This window comes from Paenibacillus tyrphae (genome assembly GCF_027925525.1).
GTDB lineage: Bacteria > Bacillota > Bacilli > Paenibacillales > NBRC-103111 > Paenibacillus_G > Paenibacillus_G tyrfis_B.
In genome coordinates this window covers 1-17,659 of record NZ_BSDJ01000019.1, presented here as the reverse complement: position 1 = coordinate 17,659, position 17,659 = coordinate 1, and the positions used below count along the sequence as shown (strand labels likewise).

At 57.0% G+C, this 17,659-nt stretch carries 15 protein-coding genes; 1 reads left to right on the top strand and 14 read right to left on the bottom strand.

Annotated elements, in window-relative coordinates; genetic code table 11:
• Window positions 1–3 precede the first annotated feature (3 nt).
• The 12 genes from QMG93_RS21695 to QMG93_RS21640 form a co-directional block, all read right to left on the bottom strand.
• The gene (locus QMG93_RS21695) at window positions 4–702 is read right to left on the bottom strand and encodes a diacylglycerol kinase family protein (RefSeq protein ID WP_281940139.1); all 699 of its coding nucleotides are present in this window, start codon (window positions 700–702) and stop codon (window positions 4–6) included.
• Window positions 699–1,259: an rRNA maturation RNase YbeY gene (gene ybeY, locus QMG93_RS21690; RefSeq protein ID WP_281940137.1), complete on the bottom strand. Its 561-nt coding sequence runs from the start codon at window positions 1,257–1,259 to the stop codon at window positions 699–701. The genes QMG93_RS21695 and ybeY overlap by 4 nt, the downstream gene beginning before the upstream one ends.
• Entirely contained in the window at window positions 1,256–3,541 is a 2,286-nt protein-coding gene (locus QMG93_RS21685; protein ID WP_281940135.1) for an HD family phosphohydrolase, read from the bottom strand. The genes ybeY and QMG93_RS21685 overlap by 4 nt, the downstream gene beginning before the upstream one ends.
• A gap of 20 nt (window positions 3,542–3,561) precedes the next feature.
• On the bottom strand, window positions 3,562–4,524 hold the full coding sequence (locus QMG93_RS21680; RefSeq protein ID WP_281940133.1) for a PhoH family protein: 963 nt from the start codon (window positions 4,522–4,524) through the stop codon (window positions 3,562–3,564).
• Window positions 4,525–4,779: 255 nt separating this feature from the next.
• The gene (gene yqfD, locus QMG93_RS21675; RefSeq protein ID WP_281940132.1) at window positions 4,780–5,961 is read right to left on the bottom strand and encodes a sporulation protein YqfD; all 1,182 of its coding nucleotides are present in this window, start codon (window positions 5,959–5,961) and stop codon (window positions 4,780–4,782) included.
• Between the two features lie 21 nt (window positions 5,962–5,982).
• Window positions 5,983–6,261: a sporulation protein YqfC gene (yqfC, locus tag QMG93_RS21670; protein WP_281940130.1), complete on the bottom strand. Its 279-nt coding sequence runs from the start codon at window positions 6,259–6,261 to the stop codon at window positions 5,983–5,985.
• Window positions 6,262–6,432: 171 nt separating this feature from the next.
• Window positions 6,433–6,909 (bottom strand): hypothetical protein, encoded by a 477-nt coding sequence (locus QMG93_RS21665; protein ID WP_281940128.1) that lies wholly within the window; start codon window positions 6,907–6,909, stop codon window positions 6,433–6,435.
• 31 nt (window positions 6,910–6,940) lie between these two features.
• Entirely contained in the window at window positions 6,941–7,936 is a 996-nt protein-coding gene (gene floA, locus QMG93_RS21660) for a flotillin-like protein FloA (RefSeq protein ID WP_281940126.1), read from the bottom strand.
• 57 nt (window positions 7,937–7,993) lie between these two features.
• Window positions 7,994–9,391, bottom strand: a complete 1,398-nt coding sequence (locus QMG93_RS21655) for an NfeD family protein (RefSeq protein ID WP_281940124.1) — start codon at window positions 9,389–9,391, stop codon at window positions 7,994–7,996.
• Window positions 9,392–9,521: 130 nt separating this feature from the next.
• A complete protein-coding gene (locus QMG93_RS21650; RefSeq protein ID WP_010491814.1) occupies window positions 9,522–9,965 on the bottom strand; it encodes a GatB/YqeY domain-containing protein in 444 nt (147 codons plus the stop codon).
• Window positions 9,966–9,977: 12 nt separating this feature from the next.
• Window positions 9,978–10,151 carry a 30S ribosomal protein S21 gene (gene rpsU, locus QMG93_RS21645; RefSeq protein WP_010491812.1) on the bottom strand — a complete coding sequence of 58 codons (174 nt, stop codon included), beginning with the start codon at window positions 10,149–10,151 and terminating at the stop codon, window positions 9,978–9,980.
• Window positions 10,152–10,280: 129 nt separating this feature from the next.
• A complete protein-coding gene (locus QMG93_RS21640; protein ID WP_010491808.1) occupies window positions 10,281–10,625 on the bottom strand; it encodes a histidine triad nucleotide-binding protein in 345 nt (114 codons plus the stop codon).
• Between the two features lie 345 nt (window positions 10,626–10,970).
• On the opposite strand from QMG93_RS21640, the gene QMG93_RS21635 reads away from it, so the two are divergent.
• The gene (locus QMG93_RS21635) at window positions 10,971–12,881 is read left to right on the top strand and encodes an FAD-dependent oxidoreductase (protein WP_281940119.1); all 1,911 of its coding nucleotides are present in this window, start codon (window positions 10,971–10,973) and stop codon (window positions 12,879–12,881) included.
• 86 nt (window positions 12,882–12,967) lie between these two features.
• On the opposite strand, the gene QMG93_RS21630 is transcribed toward QMG93_RS21635, so the two are convergent.
• Window positions 12,968–15,139, bottom strand: coding sequence for a stalk domain-containing protein (locus tag QMG93_RS21630; RefSeq protein ID WP_281940117.1), 2,172 nt, complete (start codon window positions 15,137–15,139; stop codon window positions 12,968–12,970).
• A 73-nt stretch (window positions 15,140–15,212) separates the two neighbouring features.
• On the bottom strand, window positions 15,213–17,084 hold the full coding sequence (locus QMG93_RS21625; RefSeq protein WP_413789319.1) for an SbcC/MukB-like Walker B domain-containing protein: 1,872 nt from the start codon (window positions 17,082–17,084) through the stop codon (window positions 15,213–15,215).
• Window positions 17,085–17,659 lie beyond the last annotated feature (575 nt).

Below are 17,659 nucleotides of genomic sequence, written 5' to 3'. Positions count from 1 at the left end.
AACCTACATGGGATATAAATAATAGGCGAGTACCGTGATGAATCCGCCAAGCAGCGCACCGAGCAGCAGCGAGCCGAAAGGCCGCTTGCGTTTGTCGTGAAGCGCCAACAGCAATACCATGGCCAAAAAAAAGCCCAGCAAAGCGACAAGCGTATCTTGAACCCGGCAGGCGATCAAGGCGGCGACCGCAAAAGCGACGGCGGTCAGCAAGCTCGGCTTCACCCAATTTCCTTTAGAGGAAAAACGGGTCTGCACCGCAATCACTGTCAGGATGACCAAGCTAAGCAAAATCCATACCATTCCTGCGGTGATGGGATGGCCTCCTGCCCGGCCGGTTTGAATGAGCCGTTCGATCGGATCGAAAAATACGATCATTCCCGTTACGGCGGCAAAGGCTGCCGTGACTAGTACAGAGGCGGCGGCCACGTCCTTGGCGATTTTCGCCAACGGATGCAGGTCCGGCATCGCCAGATCGACCGCCTTTTCCACGGCGGTGTTGATCAATTCCGTCACGATCATGAGCGTCACGGCAAGTAAAATGAATAAAATGTCCGTCTTCGGCAGGCCAAAGAACAAGGCAAGCGCCAAGATGACCAACGCGGCGAAAAAATGAAATTTCATATTCCGCTGGGTCGCAAGAGCGTATTTGACGCCTTCGTAAGCGTACCGAAAGCTGCGCTGCCATTTGACCGGCTGCTTCACCGCGTCAATCCCGCCTGCTGCAAAATCTGCTCCTGCTTGCCGAACATGACCTTCTCTTCTTCTTCATCCTGATGATCGTAACCGATCAAATGCAGGAAGCCGTGAACGAATAGAAATCCGAGCTCTCGCTCCACGGAATGGCCGTATTCGTCCGCCTGGGCGATCGCCCGCGGCACCGAGATGATAATATCGCCGAGAGGCTCTTCATAGCCGTCCTCGTCTTCATCCTCGTCCTCCGCCGTCCCGGACTCTTCTCCGCCCGCCTCATCCGCGTAGTCCACTTCTTCGAAGCCGTCGTCGCCATAAATGATCTCGATCTCGTCTTCGCCCATTTCCCGCATGGCGAACGACAGCACGTCCGTCGGCTTATCCAGTCCCCGGTACTGCTTGTTAAGCTCTTGAATGGCCTCGTCGTCGACGAACGTCAACGCCACTTCGCCATCCGGCACCTCTTCCTGCTTGCCCGCAAGGCGAAGCAGCGTTTCCAGCTTCTCGATGAGAGCCGGTGTAATCTCGTAAGCGGTTTGCTCGCTGTTCCATGAAAGCTCCAGGCTCATGGCTTCACCTCTTTCTTCGTTTCCGACATCTTCGCTTCGGGCTTCGTCTTTTCCTGCTTCCCCGCCGTCTTCTGCTCCGGCATATCCGCGGGATATTCGATTCGCGAGTGGAAAATGCCAAGCAGCGTTTCGTTCAAAATCTTAACGATCTGATCCAGTTCCTTGATAGTCAGATCGCATTCGTTAAACTGGCCGTCATCAAGCCGGTTCTTGATAATTTTGCGCACCATCGAGTCGATCTGTTCGACGGTCGGATTGCGCAGGGAGCGGACGGCCGCCTCGACGCAGTCGGCGATGCCGACGATCGCCGCTTCCTTTGTCTGGGCTTTCGGGCCGGGGTAGCGATACTCCGCCTCCTCCGGCGGCTTTTCCTGACGCTCTTCGGCGAGCTTTTTCGCTTTATGATAAAAATATTGCAGCAAGGTTGTGCCATGGTGCTGCTCCGCAATATCGCGGATCGGCTTCGGAATGTTATGATCCTTCAGCATTTCGACGCCGTCGCGCGCATGGGCGACAATGATTGATTTGCTCAGCGCCGGTTCGATTTTATCGTGCGGGTTTTCGTTATGCGACTGATTTTCGATAAAATAACTCGGCCGCTTCGTCTTCCCGATATCGTGATAATAGGCTCCGACCCGGCAGAGCAGCCCGTCGGCGCCGATCGCGCCGGCCGCGGCTTCCGATAAGTTGCCGACCATGACGCTGTGATGGTAGGTGCCGGGCGTCTCCGTCAGCAGCTTGCGCAGCAGCGGATGGTTCGGGTTGGAAAGCTCGACCAGCTTGAGCGGCGACAGAATGCCGAAGGCGACCTCGAAAAACGGCAGCAGGCCCATAACGAACACAGCGGTTAGCAGCCCACTTCCTAAGGCGAAGGAAGCGGCAAACAGCGCATTATTTCTCGTTTCGTGATCTTCAAGCAGCAGCAGCGCGCATACGAGCGCCAGAGCAAAGAGCGAGACCATGATCCCCGCTTTCAGGATTGAGGAGCGCTGGCTTGCCCGCTGGATCGAGAAGATCGCCGCAAACGAGCTGGTCAAGGTCAGCAAGCCGTATTTGAATTCGAACGACTGCAGATGATCCGAGTTAAAAATGACGCTGGAAATGACGCTCAACACGACTGCGGTCACAAAGGCAAGATGCGAGTTGAGCAAAATCGTCACCATCATGGCTGCCATCGCCGTCGGGGCCAGGTAGCCGATATACGGATAATCCAAATTTTGCAGCAGCGAGAACAGCTTCATCCCGGCAATCGTCAAGACGACAATCAGCACATACATGAACAGCTGGGCGTTATTATGATTAATCGGGAGCGAGCTTTGTCTGACATACATATACAAAAACAGGCAGCATAAGACGATAAATAAAAAGAGTCCGAGATTTGGCCAAGAGCTGGCCTCGGATTTCAGCAAATCGAGCGAAGCCAAACGTTGATACAGCTCTTCCGTTACTTTTTCGCCCTTGGGAACGAGCACTTCGTTTTTGTTGATCATCACCTGCTTGACATTGTCACGCGCGTGCCCCTTGGCTTCCTCGGTTCCTTTTTGGTCGTAAAATTTATTCGGCGAAAGCGCCGCCCGCACGAGCTCCTGAACCAGCTCGCGTGCATTGTTCTTGGTCAGCGTCGAAGAATTCACCAATTCCGGCACCTTGACTCTGGCCGTCTGCGAATCCGTAATCTGATCGCTCATCAGCTTGATGACGATCTCTTTGGCCACGGGCTCCATCGCCGTCAGATCTTCTTTGGTGAGCCGGGGAATTTTGTAAAACGATTCCTCCGGAATCCGGTACTGCTGCTCGCGGATGTTTTTGCGCATTTCCGCCAGCAGCAGGTCGTTGTATTGACCGCTGTCCGTGAAACCCTTGACCTGACGGTCCAAATGGTCCTGAATGATCGTCGGAATGACCGTTTTGTAAATATTGACTTTGTCGGCGACGGAAACCTCACCGTCACTGTTGATCTGCTGAAGCTTCTCAAAAATCGCTTCGATCGCCACTTCGTTGCGCAGCGAGGCGATCTTATATACCGGCTGCACCCGTGCGGCCGCTTCTTCCTTCGCTTTTTCCGTTGCGACTTCGTTGGCAATTGCCCTGGGGGCCAGAATATCCTTTTCCGTAACGCTTCCCAACTGGATGTCATACGTCTGCGGAACAATCCGGTGCAGCATAGCGACGTAGAACACGGCAGCAAGCGCTAAAAACAGAAGAAAGCGCACGATGGCGCTGTATCTCCAGCCGGCAAGCCGGTATTGAAATTTGCCTTGAATGGAAACGCGGTTGTTCATGACGAAAGGTCAGCCCTTCCTCAGCCTTCTTTGTCCTCATTATAGGCCATGATGATTTTTTGCACCAACGAATGTCTGACAACGTCCTGCTCCGCAAACTGGATAAATCCGAGCTCTTCGATGTTCGCCAGGATGCGCTGCGCCTCCACCAGCCCGGACGATTTGCCCCGCGGGAGGTCGATCTGCGTTACGTCGCCGGTAATGACCATCTTCGATCCGAATCCGAGACGCGTCAAAAACATCTTCATCTGCTCTGGCGTCGTATTCTGCGCTTCGTCCAAAATGATGAACGAATCGTCGAGCGTCCGGCCGCGCATATAGGCAAGCGGAGCGATCTCGATAAGGCCGCGCTCCAGCGATTTGAGCACCTGCTCCGGCCCGAGCACGTCGTTAAGAGCATCATACAATGGACGCAAATAGGGGTCAACCTTTTCCTGCAGGTCGCCGGGCAGAAAGCCAAGGCTCTCGCCCGCTTCGACCGCGGGTCTCGTCAGTACGATCCGCTTCACTTTGCCTTCCTTGAGCGCGGAGACGGCGAGCACGACGGCGATGTACGTTTTGCCCGTACCGGCCGGTCCGATCCCGAAGACGATATCTTTTTTCTTAATTTCGTTGACGTACTGCTTCTGCCCGATCGTCTTGATGCGAATCGGCTTGCCTTTGTGAGTAAGGGCGATTTCGCCTTTAAACAAATCGAGCAGTTGATCGGCCTTCATGTCTTTGGCCAGGTCGATCGCGTAATGAATATCCCGCTCCGTCAGCGCGTATTGGTTGCGAACCAGCTCCAGCAGCACGGTGAACAACTGCTCGAGGCGCGCCGTATCGGCCGCCTGGCCTTGGATGACGATCTCTTCCTCGCGGGTAAAGATGGCGGCCTGCGTATGCTGCTCGATCAGGTGCAAGAATTTGTCCTGCGGCCCGAAGAGCGAGAGGGCTTCGGCCGTATTTTTGAGTGTGACTTTTGCGGTGGTCTGTTGATCCATGTACAGGGCTTAATCTCTCCTCCGGGTTTTCGGCAGGAAGGCGATTCATTCACCAGAGTGGCGCGGTGCTGCGAGCAAGACATTGCTGCCTCCGGCCGCTCTTGAATTCGGATTCTATGAATATATAAATGATCGGGGAGAATCCTAATTCAAAGGCGGCACGTAAACTCTACGGCAGCAATGTGCAGCTCTCCGCCCGCACTACGTTGATGAAATAAAAAACCTTCCGGCCGTAAACCGCTCCGTCAGTAGTATTTATGGGACGATTGGTTGTTCGGTTGCGATCGGTTCTTCCACTTCCAAAAGTACTTCCATATAAACTTTACCATTCTCCGCCTTTTCATGCAAAATTTTTTCCGAAACGACACGCGATTCGTTACCCGCCGCCGACAAAATTTGCGCTTTGGCCTGCTCCATGCCCAGCTCCGAGGCTTCCTTCGGGTCAATGGCCTGCTCAATAATTTGTACCTCCAGCAGCTTTTCGCTGAGCCAGCCGATCGGGAGCGTGTAGCCCCGCCAGCTGAGCGTTTTCCGTTCGGGGATGGATTCATACTGCTCGAACGAAATTTTCCCGTAGCCGCTTAGCTGGAGGCCGCGGCTGCCCAGGACAAGGTACGAGCGGTTTTTCGTTTCGCCGGTATAGGTTTTGTACTGGAGCGTAAGCGGCACTTCGACGGTCGGCTTGTACCACACAATTCCCTTAACCTTCCCCGCGGCGACAACGTTCTGCTGGTTCGTCTCGACGCCAATGATGCCGGATATCAGGATGTCCCCTTTACGCACATACGTATTCGGCTTAACCAGAGGCCTTCCCTTTTCGGCGAAAATTTCGGTGACCAGTGCGCTCTTGGAAGCGACCAGATGCCTCGGGCTAAGCAGCGGCGGTTTATCGGGCACGGTCGATTCGACGACCTTAATAATGACATGCGTCCCGCTTACCTCTACACCGACCCAAGCGGTGCCCGGCAGATTCCGCTGCAGCGCCCGGGACAGCTCGGCCGGGTCTTTCAAGCGGAACTTCCACTGCAGCTTGTAAACGCCTTCCTGCTTCGCGGCTTGCAGAATCTGCTCCTTGCTCAGCTTCTCGTTGCCTTCCACGCGAACATGCCATACGAGCGAGGACAGCACATAGATGCCGATAACAAAAGCAAGCACGCCCAGAGCAAAAAATTTGCGTTTCTCCAGCTTGTCTATCCAAAAAGGAAGCCCTTGTTTCTGGCGAATCCGGGTTCGGGAGCCTGTCTCCTTCAGTAGCGGGCGAAGCCGGAAAAAGTCGCGGATCGTGATCGACAGCTCGGCTTTATTTTCCGCCGTGTACCGGATGTCCCAGACGGCCATCTGCCGCTCCGTCATGCGGTTTAGCAGCTTCTCAAGCTGCCCGCCTTTCACTTCGATTCGAACAAAGCCGCGCAGGCGCTGGATATACGAAGATTTCACGATCGACTTCTCCTTTCCGGGCTACGGAATATATTTGATATCGCGGATCATGCCTTCGATGAATACTTCTTCCGTCAAAATGGCGCGGATGACAAGCTCCGAGCCGTACACCTCCACCCGCCCCGTCGTGAGCGCCAGCTTGAGCACCTCATTGGAAAATTGCAATACACCGCGGTGATTTTCGATATAAAGCTGCCGGTTCCCGATCATCGTCATACGGGGCAAGTCCATCACGACATCCTGCGGCAGGTCGAGTAATTTGGCGGTAAATTGATTGAATCGGCGGGTCAGCTTTCGCATAGTCAACCTCCTCCGCAGTCCAAAAAGCATAACACGGCTATTTACACCTTATGCCGAGAATTGGAAAATATGACCCGGAACGCGGCATGCTCCTCCTTGCGCCAAAACAAAAAGCGCCTTCCCGCGAACCCCGGAAACCGGGATCGAAAGGAAGACGCTTCGTATGAAGTCTTAACGCCGGAAGGGGCGTTTGGCCCGTGGAGGGCCGAGAATCTCGGCCCATAGCACGCCGCGCGCCGCATCCTGCGGCGTCAGGCTGCCGAAGGCAGCGGCTGCCGCGTTTTCGCCCGTGCCCTGCGGCTCGGCGAAAGGAGACGTTACAGCAGCCGTAGAAGGCTGCTCGGACGCCGATGCAGCCGCAGCGCTAGCCTCGGGCAGAGGCGCCGGACGCGACCGGCGGCGGTCCATTTCGGCCGGACGCGCTTGGACCGGCTGCGCCTTGGGCATCGGCTTCGCCATGCCCGGCCAGCCGGAGCCGTCGCCGCCGAAGGAAGGCATGCCGCCTTTCGGCGTCCTCCCCTGCGGCTGCGGTACGCCTCGCCCACCCTTACCGCCGGTCTTTAATTTTCTCACGATACTGCTTAGTACAATATACAAAATAACCACGACAAACCAGTTGCTCATAATCAGATCCAAGATGGTGCGCATCGGTTATCCCGCCTTTCTGCCCGGCTGAAGGCTATCCGGCATTGTCTCCGTCTTTGCCCGGATCGTTCATTTTGCCGAGGCTGGAGCGCATTTGCGTGTCCGCGTCGATATTCTTGAGGTTCATGTAATCCATGACGCCGAGCTTGCCTTCGCGCAGCGCTTCCGCCATCGCGAGCGGCACTTCGGATTCGGCTTCCACAACCTTCGCTTTCATCTCTACGACCTTCGCCTTCATCTCCTGCTCTTGGGCGACAGCCATTGCACGGCGCTCCTCCGCCTTCGCCTGCGCAATCCGCTTGTCGGCTTCCGCTTGCTCCGTTTGCAGGTGCGCCCCGATGTTTTTACCTACGTCCACATCCGCAATATCGATGGACAAAATCTCAAACGCCGTACCGGCATCAAGCCCTTTGCCCAGTACCGTCCGGGAAATCATATCCGGATTTTCAAGCACGTCCTTGTGCGAGCCGCTGGAACCTACCGTGGTGACGATCCCTTCGCCGACGCGGGCGATGATCGTTTCTTCCCCTGCGCCCCCGACCAGCCGGTCGAGGTTGGTGCGTACCGTCACCCGCGCGATAACCTTCACTTCAATCCCGTCTTTGGCCACGGCGGAGACGACCGGCGTCTCGATCACTCGCGGGTTGACGCTCATCTGTACGGCCTGAAGCACGTCGCGGCCGGCCAGATCGATCGCCGCCGCACGCTCGAATTCCAAGTGAATGTTGGCGCGGTGCGCCGCGATTAACGCATTGACAACGCGGTCGACATTACCGCCCGCCAAGAAATGGCTCTCCAACTGGTTGATGGTTAAATCCAGTCCGGCCTTGGTCGCCTTGATCATCGGATTGACGATCCGGCTCGGGATGACCCGGCGCAGCCGCATCGCCACGAGCGTAATGATACCGATCCGTACCCCGGACGCCAGCGCGGAAATCCACAGCATGACCGGGACAAACGTAAAAAATACGGACAGCGCGATGATCGCAACGGCCGCCAGCAAGAAAATTGAAATAAGAGATGTATCCATCGTACAAATTCCTCCTTTGTTGTAAGTCCATCGACGTACCAGCAAAGCGCGTTCAGCTTACGCTTCCTTAACTTCCTTGACAACGACACGGACGCCTTCGACATGCGTGACCTTCACGGTTCGGCCGGATTCGACAAAATCCCCCACCGTGACGACATCGACGCGCTCGTCGCCGAACAATACGGTCCCGGCCGGCCTGAGCGGCGTAACCGCCTTGCCTGTCCGGCCAAGCAGATCGCTGCGGGAAGACGCGGAAACGTAGCCTTTGTCTTCGGTGAGCTTTTCCCCCAATACAAACCGGTTCCAGACGCCGCGATGCTTAAAAATTTTCACGACAACAGCCACGACGACGACCGCAACGACGAAAGCAATACCCAGATTCATCGCGGCCGCTTTCGTATTGTAAGCGGCTAGCACGACGCCGCTGATCAAGCAGGCAGCACCCAGAAGGCCCAAAATCCCGAAGCTGGATACAAACACCTCAATCAATAGCAGCAAAATGCCCGCGATGAACAGAGCGATCTCCTCAAACCCGGCGAATCCGGCGATATAGTGTCCGAAAAAGTATAGCCCGAAGCCAAGTACGCCGACGATTCCGGGCAGCCCGAAGCCGGGGACGAACAGCTCGATCGCGATGCCGGCGATCCCAATGATTAGCAGCAGCGTCGACACCCAAGGCTGAGTCACGTACCGGGCGAACGATTCCGCCAGGCTCGGCTCCAGCGTGACGAGCGGATGCTCCTCTCCGCCGATGAACTGTACGACCTCCTGCAGGCTTCCGGCCATTTTCTCCGCATAACCGACTTTAAGCGCTTCCTCCGCCGTGAGCGTCAAAATTTCGCCCTTAGGCACCGTTCGGCCGATCTCCGGCATAGCGACGCCGACATTTTTATCAACCATCGCTTCGGCGATTTGCGTCTTCCGTCCGCGCAGCTCCGCAGCGGCCTTCATCTGGCCGGACCAGTACGATACCACTTTGACGCTTTCGATTTCATTCCCGGCCCCGTCCACAACGGCAGCCGCGCCAAGCGAGCTTCCCGGCTCCATGGCGATTTTGCCGGCATTCAGCGCAATGTAGCTGCCTGCCGAGATGGCTTTGCCGTGCACGTAAGCAATTGTCGGAACCGGGCTGTTTTTGATCAGTTGACCGATTTCCTGCGCCGAATCGACGCGGCCGCCAAGCGTATCGACGTCCAGCACAACGTAATAGGCGCCCATTGACTGAGCTTCCTGCAGCGCCCGCTGCAAAAAGGTCTGCAGCCCGTTCTCTACCGTTTGATGCACCGGTATCACGACGACCGGGGCAGCTTTCGGCGGCGCGGATGACGATTCGGCGCTCGCGGGTTCCGCAGGCAGAAATCCGGTTAGAGCGGACAGCAGAACCGCCGCTGCGAGAAGAAAGACAAGCGGAAGTCGAAAAAGCAGCGCTGTGCGCTTATTCCCGAGTGAATGCACAAGATGACCTCCTTTTCGCGCGTTTTGCAATGCTTCCAAGAGGTACTACGCGTGAGCGGCGAGTTTGATTCACAAAACTGCAACAAAAAAAGAAAAACACTCCAATAAGTAGGAGTGTTTCCCGCTGTTGTTAAGACAATAACTGTTGGACGAACTGATTGACGACCTTGCCGTCTGCTCGTCCTTTAACCTTTGGCATTAATGCGCCCATGACTTTGCCCATGTCCGCTTTGGAAGAAGCCCCCACTTCTTGGATGGTCTGCTGTACAATGGCTTTTACTTCTTCATCGGTGAATTGCTGCGGCATGTACTCCATCAGTATGGCGACCTCGGCCTTTAGGTTCTCCGCCAAATCGTCACGACCGGCCTTTTCAAATTCTTGGAGGGAATCTTTGCGCTGTTTGATCTCGCGATTCAAGACGTCAAGTACTTCTTGTTCATCTAAGGTTTTACGCTGATCTATCTCAAGATTCTTGATAGCTGCACGAACCATACGGATTACGGAGAGTTTAAACTTGTCTTGACTCTTCATCGCAAGCTTCATGTCATCGTTTAGTCTGTCGCTTAAGCTCATCGATTAAGCCTCCTAGAACTTTCTCTTGCGAGCAGCCTCTGACTTCTTCTTGCGCTTCACGCTTGGCTTCTCATAATGCTTGCGTTTTTTGACCTCCGCCAAAACGCCATCTTTGGCGATGGAACGCTTAAAGCGACGAAGTGCAGCATCTATAGTTTCGTTCTTGCGAACTCGAGTTTCTGACACCAGTTTTCCCTCCCTCCGAACAGACCGTCCAAGACGAAAAAAGACATTCATCAAACTTCATTATAGGTGATAAGGAAACTGGGTGTCAACCTATCCGGAACAAAACTTCAAAAATGAGCCGCACCGGGTTTAGCGGGCGTTGAGCGGCCCCAGTTTTTCTCCGCCAAGCAGGTGATAATGAATATGGAATACCTCCTGGCCGCTGTGCTTGCCGCAGTTGTTGATCAGACGGTAGCCGGATTCGGCAACGCCCTGTTCTTTGGCGATTTGCTGCGCCGCGCTGTGGATTTCTCCAAGCAGATGCCAGTCGTCCGCTCCGACGTCGTTCATCGACGCGATATGTTTTTTGGGAATGATTAAAATATGTACGGGAGCGGCCGGATAAATGTCGTGAAAGGCAACGACATGCTCGTTTTCGAACACTTTTTTCGAAGGGATCGATCCTTCGACGATTTTGCAAAAAATGCAGTCCACGTTCTCCCCTCCTTCCCATATCAGGTACAGGCTTGTCTCTTCCACTATACCCGAAAACTTGGCAAAAAGAAAATTCGCCGCGTCAAAAAGTCAAGAACGCGATTTTTGGCATCATTCGGCTTGTTTTCCTAATAAAACATTGTTTTTTTGCGCGGTTCCGTCCAATGTGACCTGATCGTTCTCAAAATGTGATCTATTTTAACGAAAATAAGCATCGATTTAAGCCAGAAAACAGGGATTCATTTGTAGACTATCGGTCTAATATTATCTATAATACTAAACGGAACGATTCAATTGCTTGGCAAACGGTGCTAACCAAAGGGGGTTTTAAGGGTGGACCGGTTCATGAGAGCGTCGACGCGAAAAAAACGCGACTACCTGATGGATGTCGCCCTGAAGCTGTTTGTGGAACGCGGGTACGAGCATGTGTCGGTGGACGACATCATCGCGGCGACCCGGACGTCCAAAGGAACGTTCTACCATTATTTTGAAGGCAAAGACGAAATTTTACGGGAAATCCCGAGAAAACAAACGGAGCTTATTCAAGCCTGGTGCAGCCGCACGCCTTCGCAGGTGCGGTCGCTCGAAAGCCACGTCAACCGGCTGATGCTGGATTTGGCCGAAGCGCTGGGCGCCTACAGGCGGCTGATCCGCAGCTGGATCGCCCTGTCGATGCAAAACGAAGGCCTGAAGGCTGCCATGGAAGAGCTGAAACGAACGCTGTACGAAAGCTTACTGCGCTGGCTGCCCGAACCGGGCAAAGCCAAAATGTTGACCACCACTTATTTCGGCACGGTCATGCTGTGGTGCACGGTCGAGGAAGAGACGGATTTGACCGAGCGGATGCGGGAGCAGCTCGCTTGGGTTTGGACAGGGCTTCGCCATAACAAGGAAGCGGAACCGATTCTACTGGAAGCAGAACGGAAAGGAGAACACAACATGAAGGTTGCTATCATCGGAGGAGGGCTTGCGGGGTTGACCGCAGCCGCTTATTTATCGGAGCATCAAGGAATCGAGGGCGTCCTGTTCGAGCGCAGTCCGCAATTGGGCGGACGGGCGTTTACTTATGAAAAAGCGGGCTTTACGCTGAATTACGGCGCGCACGCGATTTACGGCATCGACCGCCATACCATCGGCGATATGGAACGCGAGCTGGGACTATCGTTCAGCTCGAAGCAGGTGGACAAACGGAGGGTCATGTATTACAAAAACGAACAGCTGACGCCGGCCCCGCTCGACTTCGTCAACCTGATGCGGACGGAGCTGCTGAATCCGCTCCAAAAGGTGCGCTTCGTCGGGGAAATTACGGCGATCATCGCCAATATTCACAACGTGCGCAATTACGATACGCTGGGCGATTACCTGGCACAGTCGGACGCGGACGAAGACGTGAAGGAGCTGTGGGAGCATCTTGTCTGTTCGAACTTCTTCATCACGCCGGAAGAGGCGCGGAAGGTGTCTGGCGCGGTGATCAGCGAGTATTATCACAACCTCTTTTTGTCGGGCCGCCCGGTTAACTACGTGCTCGGCAGTTGGGCCGTCATTACGAACCAGCTCAAGCAAAAAATCGACCTGACCTCCCGCTGGGAAATTGCGCTGCGCGAAGGCGTAGACGGCATCCGTTACGCGGACCGCAAGTTTTGGCTGCAGACGAAAACCCGCGAGCTCGAATTCGACCGCGTTATTTTCGCCATGCCGGTACAGCAGGTCTGTAAGCTGCTCAAGGACACGCCGTGGGAGCCGTTCATGGCCCCTTACGAGGACAATACGGCGACGGAGGTCATGGTATACGACATCGGCATGAACCGCGTTGTGGCCCGCCCGTTCAGCTACATCAGCGACATGGACAACAAGCTGTTCATCAGCGATGTCTCGGCGACCGACCATACGCTCGTTCCGGAAGGCGGACAACTGCTGCAGGGCATCGCGTACCTGAACGACAGCTTCGAGGGCGAAGACGAGCGCAAGGCGTATCTCGATAAAAAGACCGAACAGATGGAAGCGTTGTTCGATCAGCACTATCCGGGCTGGCGCGAAGCGACGGAAGTGAAGCGCGTTTCGAAAAAAGCGATGGTGTCGAGCGTTAAAAATATCGCAAGCAACCGACTGCTGCCGAACCGGATCGAGAACGTGCCGTTCTACTTCTGCGGCGACGGCTGTCAAGGCAAAGGCGAGCTTGCGGAACGCGCCTTCTCCAGTGCGCGGCTGGCGGCCAAAGCGATCCTGGAGGAAACTCCACAGCTTCAAAGAGCATAATCGGATTATAGGCGTGCGAATAAAAAAGCTCGAATGGGCTCGGTTCCGCGAAAGGCGGAATCGGCCGTTCGAGCTTTTTTGTATTTTTACATCAGATCGTTCCAAAGCTTGGTTAGCTGCTGCCCCACCCAACCAAACCATGCGCCGACGGCCTGAAGCGGGCCCGGCTTGGCGTCGGGCGTGGCCTTGCGCTCCGCTGAGAGAGCAGTGACAGTGGACGAGGACTTGACCGCGGTACGCGAAACCGGGAGCTCCCGTAATGCCGTTCCGCTTTCCGCCCCCGATCCGGTGCCGATTCGCACCGTTCGCGTCTGCCCGTCCCACTCGACCTTGCCACCGAACGCTTCGCCGATAAAACGGGCCGGGACCATCGTATGACCGTTGACCAACCGGGCGGGAGCTTCAAGCGGGAAAGCTTCGCTGTTTATGCTCGCGGCGCCGCTGCCGATCGTCACGGAGACGGTCGTCGAGCCTTTTTGCCCTGTGGCCGTGCGGGTCGCCTCGTTCCAATCCACCTTCGCCCCCATCGCTTCGAAAATCGCGCGCAGCGGCGTCAGCGTGTTGCCTTCGATCAGAACCGGAGGCTGCTCGAACGGCAAGGCTTTTCCATCCACATCGACGGAAATTCTGGAGGTGATCGGAAACGAGCGGGAGCCGCTCTTCTGGCCTTCGCGATTATAGACTGCGAGTTCAATAACCGAACCCTCAGGAATCGCGCCGGCTATCAAGTCGATTCCGAATGGCGGGGCGGTCTGCGTCGCAAGCAAGGTTCCGTTCAAATAATACTCAAGTTTGCCGATGTAGATATCGGGTATTTTGACGAACGGAATAAGCTTGGCCGCCCGCGCGACAGCGCCATCCTTCCCCAGCGGGACGAATCCTGCGTGATCGGAAGGCTTCGCTCCTTGCTCCACCTTGGACAAGTAATACGGTGAAGAGATAAGCTGCTTATACAGCTTGAGCATCGCCTCGTTGTCGCGAAGCAGGTAATTGTTCTTCGATTCCTTCATATCCAAGTTAACGTTAAAATACGTAATTGACTTGAGCCGCGGGTATTTGAAGGGCATCACTTCGTACAATCGCTGGAGGTTCAAAAGCCCGTAGTCGGTAAACGACTCCTGCGGCAGGTTGGCATAATGGGAGACGGCCGTTTCGCTGATCATCAGCGGCTTGCGGTCGGCGTATGTTTTGTACAAATGATCGAGCCGCTCGATGGGACTCGTCGCCTGCATATTGCCCTGCTGCGGATCGCCGTTCTCATAAGGCTCCGTATACATGCTCACGCCGACCCAGTCGACGTAATCGTCGCCGGGATAATAAGCATCCATCGAATACATCGGTACGTCGCCGGGGCTCCATACCATCGCGACGTTCGGCGCTTCCTCGGCCATGATGTCGTGAACCATTTTGAATTTATCGATATATTTTTGCGGATCGCCGTGCCAGACGACCCAGTCGCCGTTCATTTCGCTGGCGTAACGTAAAAAAATCGGAATGCCGGCGGCTTTCGCTTCCTTCGCCCATTGACGAACGACATCGTCCGTTACGGCGTCCAAGCCGTTTGCCGGCTCCCAACCGATCTGCAGCGCAGCGCCGACCTGCTTGGCCCGGGCCGCATGCTGCTTCGGAAACGGCTTGCCAACTTGCGAATAAGCGAGGTACAACGCATGTTTCTTGCCGTACAAGCTTTCCGAGCGGTCAAAATAATTCTGCATCCCCGGGTCCCGCTCGGTATACATGCCGATGTACATGCCGTACTCCGGCTCAAATTTCGCCAGCCTGCCGTTCTTCGGGGCCGCTTGCCGCCGCAGCGCTTCGGTATCCTGCGTCCCGATGTACGCGTCGATGGTCGTGCGGATCTGCTCCGCCCGCTGCAAGTCGACCGCTCCCCAATCTTTTCCCGCCTTCAGCCAATAGTCGTTCTCCTGCTCGTAGTAACGGATCGCCTGTTCGTAATCTTTTACGGCATCGAAATGCTGGTTGAGCTTGCCGCTGAACAGCGCGGCATTCTCCCAATCTCCGGCCGCCGCATAATGCTCCACGAGAAATTTCCAGTGCGGCACGGCTGACGCCGCATCTCCTTTGGCCACTGCGGCATCCGCCGCCTTCCAGCGGTCCCAGATGGCGTCGGCCTGAACCGGCAAGCCTTGTCCGAGGAGTAAGCCCGCGCCCACGACGGCGGCAAGCAAGCGGCGTGCGCTGCGGCGGTTCATGCCGTGCTCCTTCGGACGGTACGGCTTGCGATTGGTGATGGTCATTCCTGTTCCCCCTTGCACTGCGGCTTGTTCTATTTATTATATCATTAGCTATGACCGTCCGCGTAGAAGTATGCTACATCGTTTCCAGCGTCACCCGGCTGCCTCGCCCGTTCGACTCGGCGGGGTGAACGACCAGCCTGCGCGGCAGCCGCGCTCTCAGCTCGGGCACATGGCTGATAACGCCGACGGTCAGCTTGTCCAAATGCAGCTTTTCCAGTGCAGTGATGACCGTATCGAGCAGTTCCTGATCCAGCGTGCCGAACCCCTCGTCCAAGAAGAAAAATTCGAGCGGATGCTCCCCCTTCAGCTGAATTTGCGTCGAAAGAGCGAGCGACAGTGACAGCGAGGTCAGGAATGTTTCGCCGCCGGACAAAGTCGTCACCGGTCGCCTCACGCCGCCGTTCGCGTTGTCGCGGATGACGAAGCCGCCGCCGGAGTCGACCTCGATCGCATATTTTTGCCGCGTCAGCTGACCGAGTCGTTCCGATGCCGCGCGGCTGACATGCATGAGCTGCTCCTCCGCCAAAAATTCGACGAAGGCGTTGCCGCGCAGCACGCCTTGCAATTTGCCAAGTAGGGACAGCTCCTGCTGGCTTTTCTCCCGCTCCGCCTCCAACTCGCTCCACCGGGCATGCTTCGCCTGCAGCTCCTCATGGTCCCGTTCCGCCTTGGCCGTCGCCTGCAGCGCCGCTTCGTCCTCGGCCTTGCACCGGGCCAGCTCTTCCTCCAGCGAGGTCCACTCTTCTTCGGTGACCTGGCGGCCCGCCAGTTCGGCATCGAGCTCCGTTTGCCGCGCGGCGAGTTGGTGCTCCTGCTTGCCGTGGGCTTCCACTTCGGCAGCCCATGCCTGCTGCTGCTCCGGTTCAACCAGCGCCTGCGTCACTTCGTCTGCCGTCGCGAAGCCTTCTGCGGACGCTTGCTGCGTCCATTCCGCTTCCGCTTCTTCGTAGGCGAGCCGCGCCGATTCAGCCGCCTGCCGCGCCGCGGCTTCCGCCTTCGCTTCGGCCTGTTGGCGGGCCTGCGCTTCTTCGAGGAGCTGAATAGCCCGCTGCGCTTCGGCGCGCAGCTTGTCCAGCTCCGCCTGCGCCTTGGCAGCCAAAGCGGAAGCGTCTTCGTCTCCTACCCAAGCCCGCAGCCGCTCCGTTTGCTGTCCGGTCTGCTGCTCAAGCGCTTGCCGTTCCGCCGCCAATCGGACGAACTCTTTTTCCGCCTCGTTCAGCTCCTGCTGGAGCTGCTCCATCCGGTTCCGCTTCTCGTCCAAAAACTCTACGCTTTTGTCCAAGCGGCCGCGCAGCTCCTCCGCCAGTTGGTCCTGACGCTTCAACCGTTCTGCAAGCTCTTCCAGCTCATCCGCCTGGAGCTCCGCAAATTTGACCTGCCAGCCGGCACGGACGGCGTTCAGCGCTTCACGGGTCTCGCCCGCTTTCACCGCGTGGGTGTCGAACAGCGTTTGCGCCGTTTGCTTGCGCGCTTGGCCGTCATGCCGCTGCTTGTCCAACTGCCGCTTGTTTTGCAACAATTCTTGAAGTTTCGCTTGCAGCTGCTGAATCTGGCGGCTGACACCAGCAGCCGACTCCGCCGCTTCGCGCAGCGTCTCTGTGATCCGTTCGCCGGGGAAGCCGGGTGCGGAAGATTCGGTTGTGGAAACGGCTGTAGCGGCCACTTCGCCTAGCGCAGCAGGTAACCCCTGGGGTTCTTCCTCCACCGCCTGCCGCCACTGTCTTTCCAGCGCTTCCAGCGACTGCAAGTGACCTTGGACTGCAAACCAGCTTTCGCGGGCTTCGTTCTGCTGCCGTTCCAGCATCGCCGCTTCGTCTTGCGACGCGGCCGGGTTTCCGGCCATGGCTTTCCCCGCCTGCGGCAGCGCCGGATTCGGATGCGCCACGGAGCCGCAAACCGGGCAAGCTTCGCCGTGATGCAGGTGCGCCGCTAACGCCTCGGCCATCGCCGAAAGCTCCGCTTGCTGCTGAGCTTTACGGCGGCTTGCGATTTCCTCCGCGATGCGGCTCTCCAGCCCCGTCAGCCGCCTCTCCGCCTCCCGCGACGCCCGATAAGCCGCAAGCAGCTCCTGCGACCATTCCTCCGCAAGCCGCTCCCATTCCCGCTGCGCCGCTTGCAGCGACGCCTCCGCTTGGCTCAGACGCTGCAGCTCCGCCTGCAGGCGGTTCGTTTCCGCCTGCTGCTCCGCCTCCAGCTTCGCGAGCCGCTCCAGCTCGCGCTTCTCCTGCAGCGCCTCCTGCAGGCGTTCGCGGTGCGCGGCGGGCACCTCCGCCCGCTTCAGCTCGTCGCGCAGCTGCGCTTGCCGCTGCAGCGCCTTTTCGCGCAGCTCGCGCTCGCGCGTCTGCTCCGCGCGCAGCGCCGCCAGCTGCGCCTCGCGGCGCCCGCCTTCGGCGGCCAGCGCGGCCAGCCGCTCGCGCGCCGCGGCGAGCTCGGCTGCGAGCTGCGCGGCCTGGCGCAGCTGCTCGAGCCGCGCGGCCAGCGGCGCCTCCTGCGCGGCCAGCGCCTCGCGCGCGGCAGCGT